Annotated in this window: 9 protein-coding genes; 3 read left to right on the forward strand and 6 right to left on the reverse strand. The window is 76.0% G+C overall.

The window, feature by feature from the left end; translation table 11 throughout:
• Positions 1-15: 15 nt before the first annotated feature.
• Positions 16-678 carry a 4'-phosphopantetheinyl transferase family protein gene (locus HDA31_RS19310; protein WP_178064107.1) on the reverse strand — a complete coding sequence of 221 codons (663 nt, stop codon included), beginning with the start codon at positions 676-678 and terminating at the stop codon, positions 16-18.
• 175 nt (positions 679-853) lie between these two features.
• Here HDA31_RS19310 and HDA31_RS19315 point away from each other — a divergent pair, with 175 nt between their 5' ends.
• Entirely contained in the window at positions 854-1,306 is a 453-nt protein-coding gene (locus tag HDA31_RS19315; protein WP_074476007.1) for a cold-shock protein, read from the forward strand.
• A 32-nt stretch (positions 1,307-1,338) separates the two neighbouring features.
• On the opposite strand, the gene HDA31_RS19320 is transcribed toward HDA31_RS19315, so the two are convergent.
• Complete coding sequence (locus tag HDA31_RS19320; RefSeq protein WP_178064106.1) at positions 1,339-2,742, reverse strand: AMP-binding protein; 1,404 nt, start codon at positions 2,740-2,742, stop codon at positions 1,339-1,341.
• 1,511 nt (positions 2,743-4,253) lie between these two features.
• On the opposite strand from HDA31_RS19320, the gene HDA31_RS19325 reads away from it, so the two are divergent.
• The gene (locus HDA31_RS19325) at positions 4,254-7,094 is read left to right on the forward strand and encodes an AAA family ATPase (protein ID WP_178064105.1); all 2,841 of its coding nucleotides are present in this window, start codon (positions 4,254-4,256) and stop codon (positions 7,092-7,094) included.
• Between the two features lie 497 nt (positions 7,095-7,591).
• Entirely contained in the window at positions 7,592-10,426 is a 2,835-nt protein-coding gene (locus HDA31_RS19330) for a helix-turn-helix transcriptional regulator (protein ID WP_246384527.1), read from the forward strand.
• 70 nt (positions 10,427-10,496) lie between these two features.
• Here the strand turns inward: HDA31_RS19330 and HDA31_RS19335 are convergent, their stop codons facing one another.
• The 4 genes from HDA31_RS19335 to HDA31_RS19350 form a co-directional block, all read right to left on the reverse strand.
• Entirely contained in the window at positions 10,497-11,924 is a 1,428-nt protein-coding gene (locus HDA31_RS19335) for a glycosyltransferase (protein WP_178064104.1), read from the reverse strand.
• A 13-nt stretch (positions 11,925-11,937) separates the two neighbouring features.
• Positions 11,938-12,771 (reverse strand): ABC transporter permease, encoded by an 834-nt coding sequence (locus HDA31_RS19340; protein ID WP_178064103.1) that lies wholly within the window; start codon positions 12,769-12,771, stop codon positions 11,938-11,940.
• The gene (locus HDA31_RS19345) at positions 12,768-13,805 is read right to left on the reverse strand and encodes an ABC transporter ATP-binding protein (protein WP_178064102.1); all 1,038 of its coding nucleotides are present in this window, start codon (positions 13,803-13,805) and stop codon (positions 12,768-12,770) included. Before HDA31_RS19345 ends, HDA31_RS19340 begins: the two co-directional genes overlap by 4 nt.
• 84 nt (positions 13,806-13,889) lie before the next feature.
• Entirely contained in the window at positions 13,890-17,879 is a 3,990-nt protein-coding gene (locus tag HDA31_RS19350; RefSeq protein ID WP_178064101.1) for a type I polyketide synthase, read from the reverse strand.
• Between the last annotated feature and the right edge of the window lie 16 nt (positions 17,880-17,895).

Consider the following 17,895-nt stretch of genomic DNA (forward strand, 5'->3'; position numbering starts at 1 on the left):
GCCCGACGGCGGGGCTCAGCCGGCGGCCGCGGGGATGCCGATGGCGGTGAGCACCAGGCCCCGCTCGACCAGGAACCGGCCATGGAAGGCGGTCGCCGGGACGCCGCCGAGGACCGGGCCGGGCACCAGCAGGCGCGCGACGAACGTCCCGCCGGCGTCGACGGCGATGTCCGCCTCGGCGAAGTCCAGCCACCGGCCGGTCAGCGGGAACCACGCCTTGTAGACCGACTCCTTGGCGCTGAACAGCAGGCGGTCCCAGCAGACCGTGGGGTGGGCGGCGGCCAGCGCGGCGGTGCGGGCCCGCTCGGCCGGCAGCGCGATCGCGTCGAGCACCCCCTCGGGCAGCGGCGCGTGCGGCTCGGCGTCGACACCGAGGGTGGCCAGCGCCGTGGCCCGGCCGACGACGGCCGCCCGGTAGCCCTCGCAGTGCGTCATGCTGCCGACCACCCCGGCGGGCCAGACGGGGGCGCCGCGCGCGCCGGAGACGATCGGCGTCTCGGCGATGCCCAGCTCGCCCAGCGCGCGGCGGGCGCAGTGCCGCACGGTGGTGAACTCCCGGCGGCGCTTGTCGACGGCGTTGGCGACGAGCCGCTCCTCCTCGGGGAACAGGGTCAGGCCGGCGGGGTCGGTGAAGGCCTCGGCCACCACCGCGGCCGCAGGCAGGATCTGCTCGATCACAGCCGCCGATGCTAGGCCGCTGCGGCGGCCCGCGCCGTCCCTCGATCGGGCGCGACTCGCCGATAGGGGTGGGTACGGGTGGAGGGCGGCGGGGGCGGATGTCACCCTGAGGGGTGCCCCGGCCCGGTTGGCCGGGGGTGTGTAGTGGTCTTTGGTCTGAGGAATGCGGGTGGCGATGCTGACTGGCAGGGTGGTCCGGTTCGACGAGGTGCGGGGTTACGGCTTCATCGCTCCGGACGGCGGCGGGGACGACGTGTTCGTGCACGCCAACACGGTCGACGGCGACAAGTGGGCGCTGGGGCCCGGCGTCCCGGTGGAATACGAGGCGGTGGAGAACGAGCGCGGCCCGAAGGCGCTGACGGTGCGCGTGCTCGGGCCCGCCGTGGCCGGCGAGCGCGCCGCGCCGCTGCGGACGGTCGCGCCGTCGACGGGGCGCGGCCACGAGTCGGGCGAGGGCGGGATCGAGGACGAGGAGGGGCTCTGCGACGTGCTCTCCGAGCGGTCCTTCGTCACCGAGACCACCGAGGCGCTGCTGGTCTCCGTGCCGGACCTGACCGGGGCGCAGATCGTGGCGGTGCGCGCCCGGATGCTGGCGCTGGCGCGGCGGCACGGCTGGGTCGAGGGCTGACGCCGCCGCCCGTGCCGTAGGGGCGTCGCGGGTCAGCCGGCCGCGATCAGCAGCGACTTCCTGATCCGGCCCTGCGCGCTGCGCGGCAGCTCGTCGACGAAGTGCACCCGACGGGGCCGCTGCCCGGCCGACAGGTGGCGGCCCACGTGGTCGATGAGCGCCTGGGCGGTGAGCCCCTCGGCGGCGACCACGTACGCGGTGACCTGCTCGCCCTGCGCCGCGTGCGGGGTGCCGACCACGGCGGCGTCCCGGACCCCGGGATAGCTGAGGAGCACCTCCTCGACCTGCCCGGCGTGGACCCGCCGGGCGCGCCCGTGCACCACGTCCGTCCGTCGCCGCCCGAGGATCCGGTGCGAGCCGTCGGCCGCGACGGTGGCGAGGTCGCCGGTGGCGTGCCAGCCGGCCGGGTCGGCGCACCGCCCGCGCCCGTCCACGTAGCCGCTGGACAGCGTCGGGCCCCGGATGCTCAGCTCGCCGACGGACTCGCCGTCGGCCGGCACCGGCCGGTCGTCGCGGTCGAGGACGCGGGTCTGCACGCCGGGCAGGGGCGTCCCGGCGACGTCGGCGGGGCAGGGCGCGTCGGCCCGCCCGGTCACCGCGATCAGGGTCTCGGTGGTGCCGTACCCCTGGATGAGGGAGTGCGAGGTGAGCAGGCGGAGCCGTTCGGTCACGGCGGGGGCCAGCGGGGCGTCGGCGGAGACCAGGATCCGCGCCCCGGACAGCGACCGGGCCCAGGGGCGGTCCCGCGAGATGCGCGCCCACTGGCAGGGGACGGCCAGGTACATGGTGCCGACCGGGCCGGCGGCGGCGTCCCGGTCGAGGTGGACGAAGCGGCTGCCCACGCGCAGCGCGCCGAGCAGGCCCACCACCAGTCCGTACGCCCGGAACAGCGGGGCGCCCTGGACGAGGACGTCCTCGCCGCTCCACCGCCACGCGTCGGCCAGCAGGTCCAGGTCCGCCGCGATGGCCCGGCGGGAGACCCGGACGCCCCGCGGTGGCCCGCTCGCGCCGCCGGTGTAGAGGATCACCGCGTCGGCGTCGGGGGGCGGCTCCGGCTGGGGGGCCGAGGAGCGTCCGCTCAGGTCGACGGGGACGGTGGCCAGCCCGGCGCCGACGGCCCGGGTGGGGGCGTCGGACGGGTCGCCGCCAAGGAGCACGGTCGCGCCGGACTCCCGCAGGATGCGGCCGCGCTCCCGACCGTCGGCCCGGGGCGGCAGGGGCACCAGCGGCACGCCGGCCTGGACCGCGCCGACCATGGCGACGACCGTCTCCAGGCTGGGGGTGGCGTCGACCGCGACGGCGGCGGCGCCCCGGATCCGGTCGGCGACCGCGTCGACACAGCCGAGCAGGGCTTCGCTGGAGAGCGTCCGCCCGGCCACCCGGACGGCGTCGGGGCGGTCCGCGCCGGAGGCGCGTAACGCCGGCAGCAGTGTCATCCGCCCTAACCTCTGTCGAGGGCGCCGACGAGGCTCGGCGGTGGCAGGGACATCGCGGCCACAGAACCCTTCGCGTCATGGGTGCGGGTAGCCCCATATCCGGCCATCCCCGCGTGCTGCGGGTGCCCCGAAATTAGGCTGCGCCTATCGCCCGGCACAACCCCTAGCCGTGGCGCGCGACGCCCACCGCGACCCGGGTTCCGCCGCACCGGCGGGCAGGCGGGCCAGGCAGGACCCGCGCCGGGGCGGGGCCGGACGCCTCGGGCGGGGCGCGGCTATTCCGCGAGCCGGCGGGCGGTCGCCGGGCCGCCGGGGCCCGGGCGGAATTGGAATTGCGGCACGGACCGTGCGGATTGGGCGACCCCGCCGAAACAGCATCCCTATACATCGATGCCGACCACGCTTTTTGATTCGGGCCCGATTCACTTCAGCCACTGCCGGGCCCACGCTCCGCCGCCGGCCGGTCGCGTGGAGCCCACCTTTAACGGCAAAGACCTCCTTTGTTTTTGAAGCGTCCCGAATCGGGCAAGAACGCGTCGATGCCATCGAAGGGGACGCGGCCTTCCCAGGACCCCGCCGAACCGCCGACCGGCTCCACCCTGGACGGACGCCCCGCCCCGGCCCGAAATGCCGGGGCCATCGATCCCCGCCGCTCGCGCGCGGCCGGCCGGCGAGCCGGCCACCGTCCGCCGGCACCACCGGGCCCTCACGCAGCGAGATCCTCCCGCCCTGCGGGACGCCGCCGGACAGCCGGCTCCGGGCCGCCGGGCGCGGCGGCCCGCCCGCCGCCGACGTCCCCACCCCGGGGCACCCGCCAGGGCGTGAACTGCCCGTTCCGCCCCGGAACCGCAGCGTCACGAAGCCGGCCGTCGAGAGGGGCGGGGCGGCCGGACGCCGACGCCGGACGCCCGCCCGGCCAGCACGCAGCGCCACCACCACCGGGACCGGACGCGGGGCGACGCCCGCCACAGGGCGGGAACCGCCGATTCCCCGCGTAGCGTCGCGGGGAGCGCTCCCTCCCGGTCAACGGGGGTGGCACAACGCTTTCCACCCAATTGTCGGCAAGCCCCGAAAACGGCATCAACCGACCAGAGAAAGGCTCACGTATCACTTTGTGAATTCACCCGGCGACCGTCCGCTGTCAGTTCCACCGACGTGGCCTGCGGCGGCGGAAGGCACCAAACCGATGTTTGCCTATCCTTTACAACCTTCGGCTTGCCGCCCAATTGCCGGACTGCCATACTCCCACCATGCACGGCGGTCGATAGCGGGGGGATGCGTCCGGACGGGCCCTAGAATTGTCGAAGGTGCTGGTAGTGCCCTGGTCCGGGAGCATCAGCCAGTCAAGCTAATCGATGGCCCGCCGCGAACGCGTGACGGCCGTCTATATTCGCCAATACGGGAATGGGTCGAAAATTGCCGGTCTCCGATTTCGTCAGGCTCGATGGCAGACCAGGGAAGGTGGCGGGCCCCGTGACGACTGGCCTCGCGCGCCCTCCGAGGCCACGCCCATGGAGTTGAGCGAACGGTCCCACCAGCTCGACCTCCTGGCCCGCCGGCTCGGCGACCTGCGCCGACCCGCCGGTCAGGCCGTCGACGCCCGGCCGGTGATCGCGCTGACCGGCCCCGTCGGCGCCGGCAAGACCACCCTCCTCCAGGCCCTCGCCCGGCGGGCCACCGACGCCGGCGTCCGCTTCCTGGGGGCGAGCGCCTCGCGGGCCGAGCGCGCGGTCCCGCTGGAGGTCGTCCGCCAACTCGTCCGGGCCACGCCGCCGGACGACGCCCGCGCCCGCCTCGAACGGCTGCTCGACCAGGGCGTCCTCACCTGGTCCGACCTCGACGACGGCCAGGAGGGGCCGGCCCGGACCATCGCGGCGATCGGCGGCGCCCTGCTGGAGCTGGCCGCCCGGGGCCCCCTGGTGATCGGGATCGACGACGTCCACCACGCCGACGTGCCGTCGCTGCGCTGCCTGGACTACGTGGCCCGACGCATCCCCGGCCTGCCCGTGCTGATCGTGCTGACCGAGGCCCCCCGGACCCGCCCCTGGCACCCCGAGGTCTATGCCGAGCTGCTGCAACCGGCCCGGCTGCACCGGATCCGGGTCCCCCTGCTCACCCTGGACGGCACGCACCGGGCCCTGGCCGACCGGCTCGGCGCGCCGACGGCGCGGAGCATCGCCGAGGAGACGCACCGGATCAGCGGCGGCAACCCCCTGCTGGTGCAGGCGCTCGCCGACGACCACCTGGCCGCCGTGCCGCGCGGCGCCGCCCGGCCCGAGTCGGGCGAGGCGTTCCGGGAGGCCGTGCTGAGCTGCCTCTACCGCTGCGAGCACCTGGTGCTCAAGGCAGCCCGGGCGCTCGCGGTGACCGACGAGCCGCTGCACGGCGCGCTGCTCCCGCAGCTCGTCGACGTGCGCGCGGAGTCCGCCCTGCTCGCGATCGACGAGGCCACCAGCGCCGGCCTGATCACCGAGGGCGGGCTGCGGCACCCCGCCGTCGGCCGGGCCGTGCTCGACGGCACGACCGCCGAGGAACGCGCCCGGCTGCACCGGCTGGCCGCCTGCCTCCTGCACGAGGACGGCGAGTCGCCGGTCCTGGTCGCCCGGCACCTGCTGCGTACCGACTCGCTGGCCGAGCCCTGGATGGCCCGGACCCTGCTCGACGCCGGCGAGCAGGCCCTGCTCGACGGCGAGGTGGACGCGGCCCTGCGGTTCCTGCGCCGCGCCCACCGGGACGGCACCGACGAGTGCCTGCGGGCGCGCGCCCGCTCCGCCCTCGCCCGCGCCGAATGGCGGCTCGACCCGCAGGGCGCGATGCCCCACCTACAGGGGGTGGCCAGCGCCGTCCGGGCCGGGCACCTGGGCAGCACGCAGGCCGCCGGGCCGATCCAGTACCTGCTCTGGCACGGCCAGATCGACAAGGCCGTCGAGCTGGTCCGGCACCTGGGCGACCGCGCCGACAGCAGCGACCCGCGCTCCGCGGCCGAGCTGCTGGTCACCAAGGGCTGGATGGCCACCCTCTACCCCGGGGTGACGATCGACCACCAGGCCCCCGTCCCGGCCCGGCGCGACCCGCTGACCATCGCGAAGGTGAAGCAGCGGCTCCAGGGCGTGACCATGCTGGCCTCCGTGCTGGAGCGGGGCGACGGCGGCGCCGTCGAGGAGGCCGAGCGGGTGCTGTCCACCATCGGGCTGGACGACGAGCGGGACATGTGGACCGCCATCTGCGCCCTGATCACCATGATCTACGCCGACCGGCTGGACCTCGCCGGCGAATGGTGCGGCCGGCTGGGCCGCAGCGCCACCGTCAGCCGGCATCCCACCCCGGCGGCGATGCTGGCCGCCCTCGACGCGGCGATCGCCGGCCGGCGCGGCGACCTGACCCGGGCGCAGGAACTGGCCGACACCGCGCTGAACCAGCTCTCCCCGAAGGGCTGGGGCGTGGTGATCGGGATACCGCTCGCCATCCGGCTGCGGGCCCTGACGTTCCTGGGTGAGCTCGACGCGGCGGCGGCCTGCCTCCAGGTGCCCGTGCCCCAGGTGCTCTTCGAGACCCCGTTCGGGCTGCACTACCTGCACGCCCGGGGGCTGCACGCGCTGGCCACGGGCAGCCCGGAGAGCGCCCTGGCCGACTTCCAGCTCTGCGGGCAGCTCATGGCGGCCTGGCGGCTGGACCTTCCGGCGCTCATCCCGTGGCGCACCGAGTCGGCCCGGGCCCTGCTGCAACTCGGCCGCCGGCCGCAGGCCGAGAAGCTGGTCCGGGAGGAGCTGGGGCGGTTGCGGCCCGGTCACGTGCGCTACCGGGCCGCGGCGCTACGGGTGCTCGCGGCGGCGGAGGACGGCCGGGACCCGATCCCGCACCTGCGCGGCTCCGTGCGGCTGCTGCGCCAGTGCGGCGACCGGATGGAACTCGCACACAGCCTCACCGACCTGGGCCACGCCTACCAGCAGGCGGGCGACCTGCGGCAGGCCCGCAAGGCGACCCGGGCCGCCCGGACGCTGGCCCAGGAGTGCGGCCTCCCGCTGCTGCGGCCGGCCGCCGCCCCGGGCCGCGGCGGACCGGCCGGGGCAGATCCCGACGTCGCGGTGCTGGTGGAGGGGCTCAGCGACACCGAGTCGCGGGTGGCCACCCTGGCCGCGCAGGGCCACACCAACCGGGAGATCGCCGAGAAGCTCTTCCTGACGGTCAGCGCGATCGAGCAGCGGCTGACCCGCATCTACCGCAAGCTCGACGTCGACTCGCGCCGGCAGTTGGCCGTGCGGTTGCGGCTCGACCGGCCCGGCGCGATGCCGGCGGAACGCCTGGGCGCGCCCCGCAAGCCCCCCGGCCGCGACGGCGACGCCCGGCGCTGACCCGCGCCGCACCGCCCGCCCGGCGCACCCGAACGCCCACGTCCGGCCGCCGGACGGCCCCCTGCCCTGCCCGGGCGGAGGTGCGCCGCGACCCGACCATGTGACACCATCACCCCGCCCCGCCGCCACCTGCTGTACGTCCCGTCGACACGCGCCGCCACCCGGCCGTTCCCGACCCCCCTTACGGCGTCGCTGGCAACCCCTAACGGCCACCCGGGACCGCAGGTTTACGCGCGAAACGATGGGGTCTCGCTCCCGTTGTCGCACAACCGGCCCGGTGCCAGACTCGCCTGGACATCCGGATCGCTCGCTGGGGAGCGCGGTCCGGCCAGGGACAGTTCAAGATCCACCCGGCATGGCGGCCCGGTGCGCTCCACCCCTACCCGGGCAACGGGTGGGTGTGGTGGAGGGGCGGCTGTCCGGCTTGGGGGGGGCGGTGTCCGATCAGCGCCGGTGGTCCCGGCCCGGCACCGCGGACGAGAAGGGCTGGCTTACGAGTGGTGCTGGTGCAGCGGGAGGAACAACTGGATCGGCTCCGCAGGGCGTTCGACGCCTGCGCGGAACACCAACGCGGACACGTCGCGCTCGTGACGGGCGCGGTGGGCAGCGGCAAGACGAGTCTGTTGGAGACGTTCAGCGAGTGGGCCGGGGCCGCCGGGGGGCGGGTGCTCGGCGCGGCCGGGTCGCGAGCCGAACGCGGACTCCACCTGGGGGTCCTGGGGCAGCTGCTCCACAGTGCCCGGCTCGACCAGGAGGCGGCGGCCCGGATCGAGAACCTGATGCGGGACGCCGCCTTCGCCGGGCCCCTGCCGGAGCCCGGCGGGGACGCGGCCGACGGGGCGGCCGCCGGCGACCGGGTCTGGGCGCCCCTGTTGCACGGCCTGTTCACGGCGCTGCTCGACCTCGCCGACGCCGGGCCGCTGGTCCTCGCCGTCGACGACGTGCACCACGCCGACCCGGCGTCGCTGCACTGCCTGCTCTACGTCACCCGGCGGCTGCGGCACGCCCGGATCATGGTGGTGCTCACCGAGGCGTCGACGCTGCGCCCGCCGCACCCGCTGTTCCGCGCCGAGCTGCTCAGCCAGCCGTACTTCTCGCGGATCAGCCTGCCGCCGCTGACCGTCGACGGGATCGCCCGGCTGGTCGACGCCGACGGCGGGGCTGCCGCCGTCCGGGAGGCGGCCGAACGCTGCCTGAGCATGACCGGCGGCAACCCGCTGCTCACCCGCGCCCTCATCGACGAGCGGGCCCCCGGCGGCGCGGGCGACGAGCGCGGCGCGGACCCGACCGGCGGCGACCCGTTCGACCAGGCCGTCCTCGGCTGCCTCTACCGGCACGAGCCGGGGGTGCGGCGCGTCGCGCAGGCCCTCGCCGTGCTGAACCGCCCCGTGCCGACCGAACTGCTCGGCCACGTCCTCGATGTGGTGCCCGAGTCGGCCGCCCCGGCGGTGCGGGTGCTGCGCACCGCCGGGCTGATGGAGGCCGACCAGCTTCGGCACCCGCGCATCCTGCGGTCCATCCTCACCGACATGTCGCCCGAGGAGCGCCGCGGCCTGCACCAGCGGGTCGCCGAGGTGCTGCACGAGCACGGCGCGGAGCCGGGCGCGGTGGCCGAGCACCTGGTCGCCGCCGCGTGGGCCGACGCCCCCTGGGTGGTGCCCGTGCTCTCCGACGCCGCCGCGCAGGCCCTGGCGTCGGGCCGGCCCGACGTGGCGGCGGCGTGCCTGCGCCTGGTCGCCCGCGCCGACGTCGACGAGCGGCAGCGCACCGCTGCCACCGCCATGCTGGTCAACGCCCGGTGGCAGGTCAACCCGCTCGCCGCCAACGGGCACCTCAGCGAGCTGGTGGAGTCGGCGCGGGCGGCCGGCTGGTCCACCGGGGCCGCCCTGGCCACCGTGCCGTTCCTGCTCTGGCAGGGGCGGGTGGAGGAGGCCACCGAGGCCGTCAGCGGCTTCTCCGCCGACGACGACCACGGCCCCGCCGGCCGGCTGCGGGCCATGCAGCTCCTGGTCTCCCTCTCCCACCCCGACCAGCTCGCCTCCGTCCGCGAGACGCCGAGCACGTGGAGCCGGGCGGCGACCGCGCCGACGTCGGTCAGCCCCCAGTTGCAGGCGGTCACGGTGCTCGGCACGGCGCTGCTGCCGAACGCCGACACCGACACCGTGGCCACCGCCGAGCAGCTGCTGCAACGGCACCACACCGACGACGGCGCGGTGGGGCTGCTCACCGCCCCGCTGCTCGCGCTGCTCTGGTCGGGCCGCTGCGACCGGGTCGTGGCCTGGGCGGACATCCTGCTCAACCGGCCCGCGGTCCGGCACGCCCCGGTGTGGCGGGCCGTCGTGCGGGCGGTGCGCGCCGAGGCCGCGCTGCGGCTGGGCGACCTGCCGGGCGCGGAGCACCACGCCCGCGCGGCGCTGGAGGACATCCCCGCCCCGGCCTGGGGGGTGGCCATCGCCGGGCCGCTGGCCACGCTGATCGCCTGCGCGACCGAGGCGGGCCGGTTCACCGAGGCCGACCGCTGGCTGGCCCACCCCGTCCCGGCCGGCATGTTCCGCACCCCGCTGGGCGTGCACTACCTGGCCGCCCGGGGCCGGCACCACCTGGCCATGGGGCGGCCGCACGCGGCGACCGCCGACCTGCGCCGCTGCGGTGAGCTGATGCGCGGGTGGGGCATCGACGTGGCCGGGCTGGTGCCGTGGCGGCTGGAGCTGGCCCGGGTGCAGCTCAGCGTCGGCAACAAGACCCACGCCACCCAGCTGTTGCAGGAGCAGCTGCGCGTCGCGCACGGGGTCGACGACCGGACCCGGGGCCGGTCGCTGCGGCTGCTCGCCACCACCGCCGCCCAGGACCACCGGCGCAAGCTGCTCGGCGAGGCCGTCAACCTGCTCCAGGGCTGCGGCGACCGGCTGGAGCTGGTGCGGGCCCTCGGCGACACCGGCCAGAGCCTGCAACGGGCCGGCGACTCGGCGCGCGCCCGGCTGCTGGTGCGCCGCGCCTACCAGCTGGCCCAGGACTGTGGCGCGTCCGTGCTGGCCCAGCGGCTGATCCGGCGGGACGCGGGCGGCGCGCTGCCCGCGTACCCGGCCGGGGCGGAGGCGCACGAGCCGGACGACGGGCTCAGCGAGGCCGAGCGCCGGGTCGCCGCGCTGGCCGCCCAGGGGCACACCAACCGGCAGATCTCCAGCAAGCTGTTCATCACCGTCAGCACGGTGGAGCAGCACCTCACCCGGGTCTACCGGAAGCTGGACGTCAAGCGGCGCACCGACCTGCCGGCCCGGCTCGTCGCCTACGCGGAGCCGCTGGTCGAGGAGCCCCAGGGCGCGGCGTCCTGACCGACGACGCAGGGGCCGGCGCGGTGGGTGACCACCGCGCCGGCCCCTTCTCGCGTACGGAGGAAGCGGCTCAGCCGGCGACGGGCGCGACGGCGCGACGGGCCGCCACCGCCTCGTCGCGGTGGCGCAGCACCAGCTCGGCGGCGGCGGTGACCCCGCCGGCCTGGCGCAGCCGCCGGCTCCACAGCGCCGCCCGGTCCCGGAAGGCCCGCTCGGTCAGCAGCCGGCGCAGCTTCGCCACGATGTCGTCGACGTCGAGGGCGTCGTCGTGCTCGACGGCCAGGGCGACGCCCGCGTCGACGACCCGGACCGCGCCGTCGTGGCAGTCGAACCAGAACGGCAGCACGAGCTGCGGCACGCCGAACCAGGCCGCCTCGTGGATCGCGTTGGCGGCGGCGTGGTTGAAGAAGACCCGCACGTGCGGGTGGGCCAGCACCTCCACCTGCGACGGCAGCCACGACTCGACGCGCAGGTTCGCCGGCAGCTCGCCGGCCGGCGGCAGGTGCCGCTGCCGGTCGGCGGGGAGCTTCCACAGCACGTGGTGCTCGGGGCCGAGCCGGGCGGCGACGTCGACGAGCGCGGCCACCTGGGCGGCGGTGGGGCGCATGATGGTGCCGAACCCGACGTAGACCACCGACTCGTGGGCGTCGAGCCAGGCGCGCAGCTCCGCGCCGTCGGGGCTCGGCACGATCTCGGTGGGCACCATCGAGCCGACCGTGCGCAGCGTCGCGGGCGCGGTGGCGAAGGGATACTCCAGGCCGAAGACCGTGTACGCCAGCAGCGCCCGCGCCGCCTGCGCGTACAGCGCGGGCCGCAGCTCCACGTTGGGGATCCCGGCGGCCCGGCGGCGCTCGGCGGCGGCGGTGTTACGGGCCAGCCGCTGCGGCTCCATCAGGGTCTTCAGCAGCGCCTCGCGGTGGCGGCCGTTGGCGGCCTGCTGGCTCGGGCTCATGTGCAGCGGCAGCCCCGACAGCGGCACCGGGTACGTCGGCGGCAGGCTGTCCTGGAGGAAGTTCGACGGCGGCACCGACACGCTGATCACGAACGGCACGCCCCGGACGGTCATCGCGTCCATCCCGAACGAGGCGAACGAGTCGACCACCGCCAGCGCCGGGGCCACCTCGTCGACCAGGGTCAGGCAGCGCTCGTACAGCTCGTGCAGGTAGTCGTAGTCGACGGAGGTGTCGACGTACGTCGCGAAGTTCTCCACCCGGCTGCCGGCGGACATCCGCCGGTGGGTCTCGTCGTCCCAGTGCTCGGGGCGCACCGCCAGGCGGGCCGGCCCCAGCGACAGGAAACGCAGCTCCCCGCCGCCGGGCAGGCCCTCGACGTCGGCCCGCCGCTCGTCGGTGCAGGCGAAGAACACCCGGCGCGTCCCCCGCCGCTTCAGCTCGCCGGCCAGGGTGAGCAGCGGGTTGAACAGCCCGGAGCTGCCCGAGGTGACGATCAGCAGCGGGCCCTCGTCGGCCGTCGCCGCGCCGGCCGCCTGAGTCGTCATCGCGCCGGCCGCCTCAGTCCATCGCCCGGCGCATGAAGCCGCGGATGCCGACGGCGCTGAACAGCACGAACACCCCGGCCAGCACGATCAGGTCCAGCCACAGCGGCACCGACTGCACCCCGGGCGGGGCGACCAGCGACCGGGTGGCCTCGCTGACGTAGGTGAGCGGGTTGAGCGCGCAGATCACCTGGAACCAGGGGAGCTGGTCCAGGGCGCGCAGCGGGAACTGGGTCGCGCCGGTGAACATCAGCGGGGTCATGGTCACGGTGAACATGATCTGGATGCGGTGCGGCGGGACGAGCGTGCCGAACGTCAGCCCCATGGCCGCGCCGACCATCGCCCCGGCGGTGAGCACCCCGAGCACCGGCAGCAGGGTCGACAGCGGCCAGCTCACGCCGAGCATCAGCATGCCGATGGGGATCAGCACCACCCCGGCGATGACCCCCCGGATCGCCCCGAAGACGATCTTCTCGAACGCGACGAGCGGGATCGCCATCGGCGACAGCAGCCGGTCCTCGATCTCGCGGGTGAAGGAGAAGTCCATCACCATCGGCAGGGCGGTGTTCTCCAGGCCGATGAGGAACGCGTTGAGCGCGATGACGCCGGGCAGCAGCACGTTGGCGAAGTCGTTGCTGGCGTAGCCGAGGCTGGTGAGGACCTTGCCGAAGATCAGCAGCATGAACAGCGGCTGGAGGAACACCTGGGCGAAGAACGCGCCCAGCTCCCGGCTGGTGACGAACATGTCGCGCCAGAGCACCGCCCGGAAGGTGGCGAGCTGGTCCAGCCCGCGCACCGGCGCGGCCGGCGCCACGGCGGTCGACGGGGTGGCGGGTGCGGTGACGCTCACCGAAGTTCCCTTCCGGTCAGGTGGATGAAGACGTCTTCGAGGCTCGGCTGGCCGATGCTGAGGTCGCGGACCTCGCACCGCAGGTCGGTGAGGATCTTCAGCGCCATCGGCACGGCGTTGGCCGGCGCGGTGCCGGTGTAGAGCCGGAACGACAGCGTGGCGTCCGGGTCGGCGGGGGCGTCCGGCACCGGCATCGGCGGCATCCCGGGGAACATCGGCATCCCGCCGGGCGGGCCGCCGGCGCGCAGCCGCTCGACGCGCTCCACGTCGGCGACGTTGCCCAGCGCCGCCTGCACGTCCTCGGCGGGGGCGCCGGCCGACACCACCAGGGTCAGCGTGCTGCTGCCCGGCAGGGTGCGGGTGAGCGCCGCCGGGGTGTCCAGGGTGAGCAGCTTGCCGTGGTCGACGATGCCGACGCGGTCGCAGAGCTTCTCCGCCTCGTCCATGTCGTGGGTGGTCACCACGACGGTGACGCCGGCCTGCTTCAGCTCGGCGATCCGGTCGTGCACGAACAGCCGCGACTGCGGGTCGAGGCCGCCGGAGGGCTCGTCGAGGAACAGCACCTTCGGCGCGTGCATCAGCGCCCGCGCGATCATCGTGCGCTGCGCCAGGCCGCCGGAGAGGAAGTCCGTGCGGGCGTTGGCGAAGTCCTTCAGGCCCATCTGCTCCAGCAGCTCGTCGGCCCGCTTCGTGCGCACCGACCGGGACACCCGGTGGTAGGCCGAGTGGAACAGCAGGTTCTGCCGGACGGTCAGCGCCCGGTCCAGGTTCACCCGCTGGGGAACCACCGCCAGCAACCGCCGGGCCGCGGCCGGCGAGCGGACGACGTCCGCCCCGCACACGACCGCGCGTCCCGAGGTGGCCCGCACCCGGGTCGTCAGCACCCCGATCGTCGTGGTCTTGCCCGCGCCGTTCGGCCCGAGCAGACCGAAGACCTCACCGGCGGCGACGGAGAAGCTCAGTCCGTCCACCGCCGGCGGCATGTTGGGCTGGTACCGCTTGACCAGCTCCTCGACCACCACTGCCTCGTCCACGTCGCCATGCTCCCGTCCTGGTCCCGGCTGGGACAGTCGTCAATCGCTCCGATAGGGGGTGCTAGGGGCAGGCCAGGGGCGGCGTCACAGGCCCCTGGCGGCCAGCCACCGCTGCACGGTGGCGGCCAGGTCGGGCCCCCGCTCGCCGACCATGGTGAAGTGGTCGCCGTCGGCGTCCACCGCCTCGTGCGGGTACGGCCACCGCGACCGCCACCCGTCGGGTTCGCCGTGCCACTGCCCCAGCGGCCGGGTGGCCCGCACCAGCAGCGTCGCCGACTCCATCGGGGCGGGCTGCCAGGTGAGGAACAGCGGCAGGTAGCCGGCCCACGCGGTGGTGCGGTAGTCGTCCATCGGCGTGTACGCGCTGTCCCGCTCGACCATCCCGTCGAGCAGCTGCCCCGTCCAGCCGCCGAGCACCTCGCTGTCGGCCGGGTAGGTGTCCATCAGCACCACCGCGGCGGGCGGGCGGCCCTGCCGCTCCAGCTCCCGGGCGAGCACGTTGGCGACCATCGCGCCGCCGGAGTGTCCGGCGAGGACGAACGGGCCGCCGCCGACCGTCCGCAGCACCGTGTCGGCGTGCACCCGCAGCAGCGCGTCCAGGTCGGCGGGGAGCTCCTCGCCGACGGCGAAGCCGGGGTTGGGCAGCGCCCACACGTCGCGGTGGCCCCGGAAGCCGGCGGCGACGCGGGCGTACTCGTGGGGGCCGGAGAGCAGCGACATGGTGCAGCAGAACACGATCGGGGTCGCGCCGGTGCCGCCCTCGGCGAGTCGCAGGATCGCCGCCGGGCGGCTGAGCTGGCCGGGCTCGGTGAAGCTGGGGCGGAACTGGGCGAGCTTCACCAGCAGCTCCGCGTAGCCGGCGGCGTCCTCGCGGGCTTTGGGCTCGCGGAACAGGCCGCCGAGGAGGCCGCCGGCCCCCTCCGGCGTGCCGGTGGCGGCTCCCGCGTCGCCGGCCGCGTCCGCGCCGAACAGCAGGCCGAGCAGGTGCCGGGCCAGCGCCGTCGGGGTGGGGTGGTCGAACAGCAGGGTGGCCGACAGCTCCGCCCCGGTCTCCTGGCGCAGCCCGTCGCGCAGCTCCAGCGCGGTCAGCGAGTCGAAGCCCAGCTCCAGGAAGTCCCGGTCGGCCTCGATCGCCCCGGGCGAGGCGTGCCCGAGCACGGTCGCCACCTGCGCCCGGACCAGGTCGAGCAGGATCCGGTGCCGGTCGCCGGCCGCGCTGGCGACGAGCCGGTCCCGCAGCACCCGCGCGGGGTCGACCACCGGCTCGTCGGCCGGCGCCTCCTCGGCGGCGTCGGACTCCGGTCGGGGCGCGAGGTGCAGCACCGGCGGCTCCGGCCAGTACCGCTCGTGGTGGAACGCGTAGGTGGGCAGGTCCACCCGGGCGGCGTCGGTGCCGGCGAAGGGCGCGGCCCAGTCGACGCCCGCCCCGCGCAGGTCGACGGCGGCGAGCGCGGCGAGCAGGGTGGCCGCCTCCGGCTGGTCCCGGCGGCCGACCGTGACGAACGCCGCCGCGTCGGCGTCGGGCAGGCACTCCCGGCCCAGGGCGGTGAGCGCGCCGTCGGGGCCCAGCTCCAGGAAGGTGCCGACCCCGGCGGCGGCGAGGGTGGCCAGGCCGGCGTGGAAGCGGACGGTGTCCCGGACGTGGTCGACCCAGTAGCCGGGGTCGGTGGCCTCGGCGGCGCTCAGCGGGGCCCCGGTGCGGTCGGACACCAGCGGCACGGCCGGCGGATGCCAGGTGACCTTCTCGGCGACCACCCGGAAGTCGGCCAGCATCGCGTCCATCCGGGCGGAGTGGAAGGCGTGGCTGACCCGCAGCGGGCGGGTCCGGTGCCCCTGCGCGGCGAGCCGTTCGCCGGCCGCCGCCACGGCGTCGGCGTCGCCGGAGAGCACCACCGACGCGGGGCCGTTGACGGCGGCCAGGGCGACCCGACCGTCGAGCAGCGGGGCCACCTGCGCCTCGGACGCCCGCACCGCCAGCATCGCCCCGCCGGCGGGCAGGGCCTGCATGAGCCGGCCCCGGGCGGCCACCAGCGCGGCGGCGTCGGCCAGCGACAGCACCCCGGCGACGTGCGCGGCGGCCAGCTCGCCGACGGAGTGCCCGAGGAGCTGCTGCGGGCGCACCCCCCACGCGGTGACCAGCCGGTACGCGGCCACCTCGTACGCGAACAGCGCCGGCTGGGTGAACTCGGTGCGGTCCAGCAGGGCCGCCTCGGGGGTGCCCGGCGCGGCGAAGACCACCTCGCGCAGCGGGCGGGTCAGGTGCCGGTCGAGCTCGGCGGCCACCTCGTCGAACGCGGCGGCGAAGACGGGGAACCGGCGGTGCAGCTCCGCGCCCATGCCGGGGCGCTGCGCGCCCTGCCCGGTGAACAGGAACGCGAGCCTGCCGGCGGGGCGGGCCACGCCGCGTACGACGTGGGGGGCCGGCCGGTCCTCGGCGACGGCGCGCAGGCCGGCGCGCAGCGCGTCGGCGTCGTCGCCGGTGACGGCGGCCCGGTGCGGCAGGGCGGCCCGGGTGGTGGCCAGCGAGTACGCCACGTCGGCCGGGGCCAGGTCGGGGTGGGCGGCGAGGTGGTCGAGCAGGCGGCGGGCCTGCCCGGCGAGGGCCGGGGCGGAGCGGGCGGAGACGATCCACGGCACCGGCGGGGCGGGCGTCCCGGCCGGCCGGGTGCGCTCGGCGTCGGCGGGGTCGGCCTGCTCGACGATGGTGTGCGCGTTGGTGCCGCTGACCCCGAACGCGGACACCCCGGCGCGGCGGGGCCGGCCGGTGTCCGGCCACGGGGTCGTCTCGGTCAGCAGGGTCACCGCCCCGGCGGACCAGTCGACGTGCGGGGTGGGCTCGTCGACGTGCAGGGTGGGCGGCAGCACCCCGTGCCGCATCGCCAGCACCATCTTGATCACCCCGGCGACCCCGGCGGCGGCCTGGGTGTGGCCGATGTTCGACTTGACCGAGCCGAGCAGCAGCGGCGCGGCGTCGCCCCGGCCCTGTCCGTACGTGGCGAGCAGCGCCTGCGCCTCGATCGGGTCGCCGAGGGTGGTGCCGGTGCCGTGCGCCTCGACGACGTCGACGTCGGCGGCGGTGAGGCCGGCGTTGGCGAGGGCCTGCCGGATGACCCGGCGCTGGGAGGGGCCGTTGGGGGCGGTGAGCCCGCTGCTGGCCCCGTCCTGGTTGACGGCGCTGCCCCGGATCACGGCGAGGACCCGGTGGCCGTTGCGGCGGGCGTCGGAGAGCCGCTCGACGAGCAGCATGCCGACGCCCTCGGACCAGCCGGTGCCGTCGGCGGCGGCGGCGAACGACTTGCACCGCCCGTCGGTGGACAGGCCCCGCTGGCGGGAGAACTCGACGAAGACCGTCGGGGTGGCCATCACCGACACCCCGCCGGCCAGGGCGAGGGTGCACTCGCCGAGCCGCAGCGCCTGGCAGGCCAGGTGCAGCGCCACCAGCGACGACGAGCAGGCCGTGTCGACGGTGACGGCCGGGCCCTCCAGGCCGAGGGCGTACGAGATGCGGCCGCTGGCCACGGCGGCGGCGCTGCCGGTGCCGAGGTAGCCCTCGACGCCGCCGCCGACCCCGGACAGCAGGGCCGCATAGTCGCCCTGGCTGCTGGTGGCCGCGTACACGCCGGTGGGCGCGCCGCGCAGCGTCGTCGGGTCGATCCCGGCCCGCTCGAACGCCTCCCAGGCGGCCTCCAGCAGCAGCCGCTGCTGCGGGTCCATGGCGAGGGCCTCGCGGGGGCTGATGCCGAAGAACGCGGCGTCGAAGTCCCCGGCGTCGTAGAGGAACCCGCCGTCGCGCACGTACGAGGTGCCCCGGCTGGCCGGGTCGGCGTCGTAGAGCGCGTCCATGTTCCAGCCCCGGTCGCCGGGGAACGGGGCCATGGCGTCGCCGCCGGCGGCGACGAGGTCCCACAGCCGCTCCGGCGAGTCGACCCCGCCGGGGAACCGGCAGCTCATCCCGATGATCGCCACCGGTTCGCCGAGCGTGGCGGCGAGCTGCTGGTTCTGCTGGCGCAGCTTCTGGTTGTCGAGCAGGGACGCGCGCAGCGCGCTGACGACCTCGTCCAGCGAGACGCTCATTCGGGGCTCCTTGGGG

This window comes from Micromonospora carbonacea (assembly GCF_014205165.1).
GTDB lineage: Bacteria > Actinomycetota > Actinomycetes > Mycobacteriales > Micromonosporaceae > Micromonospora > Micromonospora carbonacea.

Bases quoted from the DNA above. Each gene is read 5' to 3' on its own strand.
- HDA31_RS19335 (WP_178064104.1), bottom strand. From the start codon at position 11,924: ATGACGACTCAGGCGGCCGGCGCGGCGACGGCCGACGAGGGCCCGCTG.
- HDA31_RS19320 (WP_178064106.1), bottom strand. From the start codon at position 2,742: ATGACACTGCTGCCGGCGTTACGCGCCTCCGGCGCGGACCGCCCCGAC.
- HDA31_RS19325 (WP_178064105.1), top strand. From the start codon at position 4,254: ATGGAGTTGAGCGAACGGTCCCACCAGCTCGACCTCCTGGCCCGCCGG.
- HDA31_RS19350 (WP_178064101.1), bottom strand. From the start codon at position 17,879: ATGAGCGTCTCGCTGGACGAGGTCGTCAGCGCGCTGCGCGCGTCCCTG.
- HDA31_RS19315 (WP_074476007.1), top strand. From the start codon at position 854: ATGCTGACTGGCAGGGTGGTCCGGTTCGACGAGGTGCGGGGTTACGGC.